At 61.3% G+C, this 5100-nt stretch carries 6 protein-coding genes; 3 read left to right on the top strand and 3 right to left on the bottom strand.

Annotated elements, in window-relative coordinates:
- Positions 1-479 precede the first annotated feature (479 nt).
- The gene (locus tag P3H15_RS52920; protein WP_276144649.1) at positions 480-599 is read right to left on the bottom strand and encodes an excalibur calcium-binding domain-containing protein; all 120 of its coding nucleotides are present in this window, start codon (positions 597-599) and stop codon (positions 480-482) included.
- A gap of 157 nt (positions 600-756) precedes the next feature.
- Here P3H15_RS52920 and P3H15_RS52915 point away from each other — a divergent pair, with 157 nt between their 5' ends.
- Positions 757-921 (top strand): hypothetical protein, encoded by a 165-nt coding sequence (locus P3H15_RS52915; RefSeq protein ID WP_276144648.1) that lies wholly within the window; start codon positions 757-759, stop codon positions 919-921.
- Positions 922-1174: 253 nt separating this feature from the next.
- Here P3H15_RS52915 and P3H15_RS52910 read toward each other — a convergent pair whose 3' ends face one another.
- Together P3H15_RS52910 and P3H15_RS52905 are read right to left on the bottom strand one after the other, a co-directional pair.
- Positions 1175-1483 (bottom strand): hypothetical protein, encoded by a 309-nt coding sequence (locus P3H15_RS52910; RefSeq protein ID WP_276144647.1) that lies wholly within the window; start codon positions 1481-1483, stop codon positions 1175-1177.
- 35 nt (positions 1484-1518) lie between these two features.
- Positions 1519-2457, bottom strand: coding sequence for a M12 family metallopeptidase (locus P3H15_RS52905; protein WP_276144646.1), 939 nt, complete (start codon positions 2455-2457; stop codon positions 1519-1521).
- Positions 2458-2947: 490 nt separating this feature from the next.
- Here P3H15_RS52905 and P3H15_RS52900 point away from each other — a divergent pair, with 490 nt between their 5' ends.
- On the top strand, positions 2948-3565 hold the full coding sequence (locus P3H15_RS52900; RefSeq protein WP_276144645.1) for a nucleotide pyrophosphohydrolase: 618 nt from the start codon (positions 2948-2950) through the stop codon (positions 3563-3565).
- Positions 3562-4653 carry a hypothetical protein gene (locus P3H15_RS52895; RefSeq protein WP_276144644.1) on the top strand — a complete coding sequence of 364 codons (1092 nt, stop codon included), beginning with the start codon at positions 3562-3564 and terminating at the stop codon, positions 4651-4653. The genes P3H15_RS52900 and P3H15_RS52895 overlap by 4 nt, the downstream gene beginning before the upstream one ends.
- The last annotated feature ends 447 nt before the right edge of the window (positions 4654-5100 follow it).

Raw genomic sequence — 5100 nt, 5'->3', positions numbered from 1 at the left:
GACGGCGTCGAGGTAGATCGCTGCATCCGCATCGACAAAGCCCAGCTCAACCAGCTATACATGGCCCTTCGTGCACTCGGCAGCAGCTTCGTTTACGTGCTCCCATCCAGCCCGAACGATCAGAATGCGAGCAAACCGTAGTGGCAGGCGAGCAGCACGAGCAAGATTGAGTGACAAAAAGGACGATCAACTGTCACAGGACAGCGGCGGGATCCGGATCGTCGACGACCGGCGACGCGACCTGTCGGTTCTCTAGCGATCTTGCGGTGGTGCCCTGCCGTGAGCTGCGGTTCGCCACTTGCCTCGGTCATGTCGTCATCAACTCCTTCTCACGGGATCTGGCGGATTCCTGGGGACAGTCGCACCGCGTCGGCGGGCTGCAACACGTGTGAGTTGCGGTTCGCCACTTGCGCCACTTCGGATGCGAAGCCTCCGCCGCATATGTGAGAACTCCCCGCCAGATCAGCTGAGAACCGACATCACTTATCGCAGGCGACGCCGTCCTTGTCTCGGTCCAGCTTCGTTGAGTATCCGGGGTCGCCCCTGAACATCGGCGCCGCGCCGGCCGCCCTCGCCTCGGCGCAGGACCCATAGCTCACCGATTGTTTCGGCTCGGATTGGACTGGCGCCGGGGGATCCACTGGGACCACGGCAGCGGGCGGCGGCGGAGCGACGGCCGGAGCCACGGGCTGGACTACAGCCGATGTCGTGGTAACCGGTGCTGCAGCGGCAGTCGTAGCCCGCACTGTGGTCGGAGTGGCAGTGGCCGTCGGTGTGCTCGACGCATCGACAAGCCGCGCAACGGATGCCGTGGAAGTCGATGTGGTGCTTGACTGCGCGCCGTTACTTCCGCAGGCGGTGATGAGGGCTGCAGTGGCCAGCATTGTCATCCCCAGGGTCATCTTCTTCACCCCGGTATGAAATCAGACAAACGGGACGTTCGGTATCGGTCAGGTGACTGACAACGCCCCCAGTATGGGTCCGTAGATCCGTAGATTCGACAGAAAACCCGGGCTTTTCCCTGTGCGTAGATGTTCCATCGTCACGTACCAGCGGACTACATGCTTTCATGCGGATGCTGGACCGATGCGGATGCACCGCAGCGCACAGGAGAATCGGGGTGAAAGTGAGCAACACCAGCTGGCCTCCGGGGACTCTTCCGGCGGCAGTTCCGTCAGGGCTCGACGACAATCGTCAGCGTCGTGGTCGCCGTCGAGCCCCACGGGTCGCCAGTAACAATGTCGACTGTGGTGCGGCCTGCGCTCCGGGCCCGCACCAGGACAACATTCGGTGATCCCAGCGGACGCAAAACCTGACCGTCTGATCCAACCACCGCGTCGCTGAGGATCCCGAGGATCTCGATGCAGGACCCACCCTCGAGGAGTGCACCGCACGCGGCGAACCGGAGGATGTCGCCGACCTGAACGACGAGGTGGTCGGGAAACGGCCGAGACGAATCTTGGATCTCGATGAACAGGCTCATACACATTCTCCGGCGGTCGGTGAGTTGCTCGGCGCTCAGAGTGGGGCGAGCACGTCCTCGCTCGGGTCCCAATTATCTTCGGCGACTGGGTTTGCCGGCGCTTGTTCGGCGTGGCTCCACTTCGGATAAACGAGTCCGGCGAAGGCGAAGTCAGTGACATTGATGTCGGTGCCGCCACGGATAGACAGACCGTCACGCGTGATCGATCCAGGCAGCTGGTAGCACATGATCGAATCCTGGTCTGCTGGTGTTCCGAAGATCGACGCGTCGCTCAAGGGGGTAAGTACCTGTTGATCGACCATCTCCTTCGACCAACCCTGGGTGGTGAGGAAATACTGGTAGGCCTTTGCCGGATCGATGCGTGCGACGAGTTCACGACGCATGTGCTCGTGGGGGAAGCCAAGTGTGTGGCCGGCTTCGTGCCGAATGACGCGCCGGAATTCAGCTTCGCTGATGTTCATGGTGAATCCCTGGAGATTCATCGTTTGTCTGTTCTTCGGTACGAGTGTGATGTCGGTTCCGAGGTAGGACCAGTATCCTCCGGTTCCGCGTGATATCCGCACGTCACCGGTCCCTGCGGTTTCCGCGAACGAGATGCTAGTCGTCGTTGCCCATGCGTTGAGGTGACTGACGATGCGTGATCGTAGTTCGGCTGGGGGCGAGTCCATGAAGCTGACTGACAGCACGCGTTGGGATGGGCCCCAGTATTTCGCTGTGGTCAGGGTGAGGGCCAGTGGCGAGTCGGGTGGTGGTGTGCCGACGGTGAGCAGTTCGAGTAGGGGTGCGTTTGCGGGGTTGAGTTGTGCGCTTACCGATGCGGCCTGTCTCTGGAGTCTGTCAGGAAGCCGTTTGATGGTGCAGCCGCTCGATTGGCTGCTGTCGCCGTTGGAGTTGGCGGAGTCATCGTTCTGTGCGACCGCGGATGCAATCCGGGTGATCTCGACCAGTGCCTCTTTGAGCTGGTTCTCGTGCATTTTCGTATACCTCTCTCGGTTTGTAGCTTCGCTGGGCCGATTCGGTGGCTCGCATCGGTAAGTCTTTGCGGTCCGTCCGGAAAGGACACGAGTAGTCGACTACCGCATTCCTCGTTTGCGGCGGCGCGCGCTTCCAGATTGGTGGTGCGCGGGTGGATGGCTGCTGTCCGGTGGATAGTCGGGGACCGTCTTCCCGGGCGGGTCGGAAGGATGGTTCGCGGGTGTTCGCAGCGGTGGTGCGTGCTGATGTCCGACAACGTGCACGTCATGGTTGTCTGCCGCTTCTGAGGGTGGGCAGATCGACCACGCGGCGCAGAACAGAACCCGCCGCGGCCCGTGCTGCTTCGCCGGGGGATGGGCAGAAGCCACTACGATCTGAGGCATCTGAGATTGGAACTTGCCGTTGACCTGGTGATATAGGGGTGATGCGCGCACCGTGTGCGGAGGAGCTAGGGCATCGTGTCATGGAAGGCGACTAAGGTGACGAGTCGTGAGTACGCTCGAGAACCTGATCTCAACGCAACGCGCATTTGTGCGCGCGCGGGACTGGGAACAGTTCCATTCGCCGAAGAACTTGGCTATGGCGTTGGGAGGCGAGGTCGGGGAACTTTGCCTCGAGATCGCCCCGATGTTCAGCGAGGACCTGTCACCGAACCCGACCACGGTGACTGCGAGTGTGCAACACGAGGTCGCCGATGTCACTCTCTACTTGCTGAGGCTCTACGACGTTTTGCAGATTGACCCGACCGAAGCGTTCGGACCTTTCCACGACGGCAGCGGCCGGGAAGGGGGAGACTCGGTGCCGAGGACACAGGAGTCCCTTGCCCAAGCAGTGTGCCGGCTCAGTGGATCGGTCGGCATGGTTCTGGAAGTCTTCCAGTGGCAGGAATCAGAATCGGCCAACCTACCGTCGAGGGTCGATGGTAGGGAAATGGAGCGCAGGTTGCATGGGATTTCGGAGTCGGTGAAGACGATGGCAAATCTGCTAGGCATTGATGTCCTTGCCGCCGCTGAAGCGAAACTCGCAGCCAACGAGCAGCGGTACCCGGTGGCTCTGAGCCGTGGCTCGAGCCGCAAGTACACCGAGTTGACGGGGGTTGACGAGTGAGCGCATCGAGTGTCTTGATCCAGCCGTCCTTCGGGAATGCCCAAGCGAGGGCGAATTACGCCAAGACACTCGACCAGCCGTTCCCATTCGATCGCGGACTGCTCAGGGATGCCTTGACCGCCAGCGAATTTGACCAGCTCGCTGATCTGCACCCAGACGGGTCGGCCCGTTTCTGGGCGACGCCCCGCAATCACGACAAGATCATGGCCCGCCTGAAGCAGGGCGACGTTGTCCTGTTCACCGGCCGGAATCACGTCCGTGCGATCGGCGAAGTCGGGTGCTCCTTCAAGAATTCTGCGGCAGGCAACGCGATGTGGCCCCCGCAGGAAACCCACGGCCCGTATCTGAACGTGTATTCGCTCATCAGCTTTCAACCGGTCGAGATCCCCTACACAGATCTGCGGAAGCTCACCGACACCCCCGCCTCCAAGGGTGGGGACAATTACATGGGTGCCAGACTCTACGACAATGACCGGGCTGAGCGGATCCTCGACGGTCTCCTGATCGAGACGGCGACCGAACTCCAGGCGTCCGATGGTTCCGTTGACACCGACACCGAGACCTGGCAACCGGGTGAGGTTGTTGCAGGGGAAACCCATAACGCGGACAGCACTTCGCGAGTTGTGCATGCGGGTGCCTTCGTCGCTGATCGTGCGGAATCGCGACTCGTTGTGTCCTACAAGCAGTTCCTCCTCGATTGTGGTGACCAACGGCGCCAACAGCGTCTGAAGTCGAGGGTGGGGTTCTCCGATATCTACCTGCTTCCTCGCGAGACCGGGGGTGTCACCGAGATCGTCGAAGCGAAAAGCTCCGCCTCGCATGACAAGGTCCGTGAGGCCTTGGCGCAACTTCTCGACTATGTCATTCACGCGAACTGCAAGGTCGATGCTCTGACTGCCCTATTCCCGGAAAGGCCCAGTCATCGTGACATCCGGTGGCTCGGCAATTACGGAATCGGCTGCGTCTTTCCTTCTGAAGAAATTGGTTTCATGACGGTGCCCCCGTCGGATTCCCGTGTGGCCTTCATGAAGCAGCTATGGCAGCCGACGAATGATCTGTCGGGCGCGAGGCACCGCACTAGCGGGTGACGATCCTCGGCTGATCCTTCCCGCGAACGGTCGGTTGGTCGTCCGACCGACGCGCTCTTCGCCACGCTCCGCCACACCATCGATTCGCTCATCTACCAACCCCGTGCTGAGGGCTTGCCGAGCCGCGAGAACTCCTGGCGACGAGTCCGGGGTCCTCGAAATCGCATTGTGCTTGAGTGGTCCGTTCTACGACCGACATGTCCAGTCGAAGTGTGCGTTGCACCAATCCGCCGAACAGTCCAGCACAGTTGGCGGCGTATCCGCCTGACCGGGAAACGACGGAGATTCCGGACCTGACGGTCGAGGCATTGGTCGACGTCAGTGGGGTGTGGGGACCATGTGGCGTCGAGTCGTGGAGGTCGGGTCGGAGCAGACATTGGGTAGTCGGCTACCTAGGAGCGTGCTGAATTTTCCGACAGCCGACCGCCGCGTGTCGAGCCGGGTTTT

Source organism: Rhodococcus sp. T2V (genome assembly GCF_029269925.1).
Lineage (GTDB): Bacteria > Actinomycetota > Actinomycetes > Mycobacteriales > Mycobacteriaceae > Rhodococcus_F > Rhodococcus_F koreensis.
The sequence above is the reverse complement of the archived record's forward strand: the minus strand, read 5'-3'. Positions and strand labels throughout refer to the sequence as shown.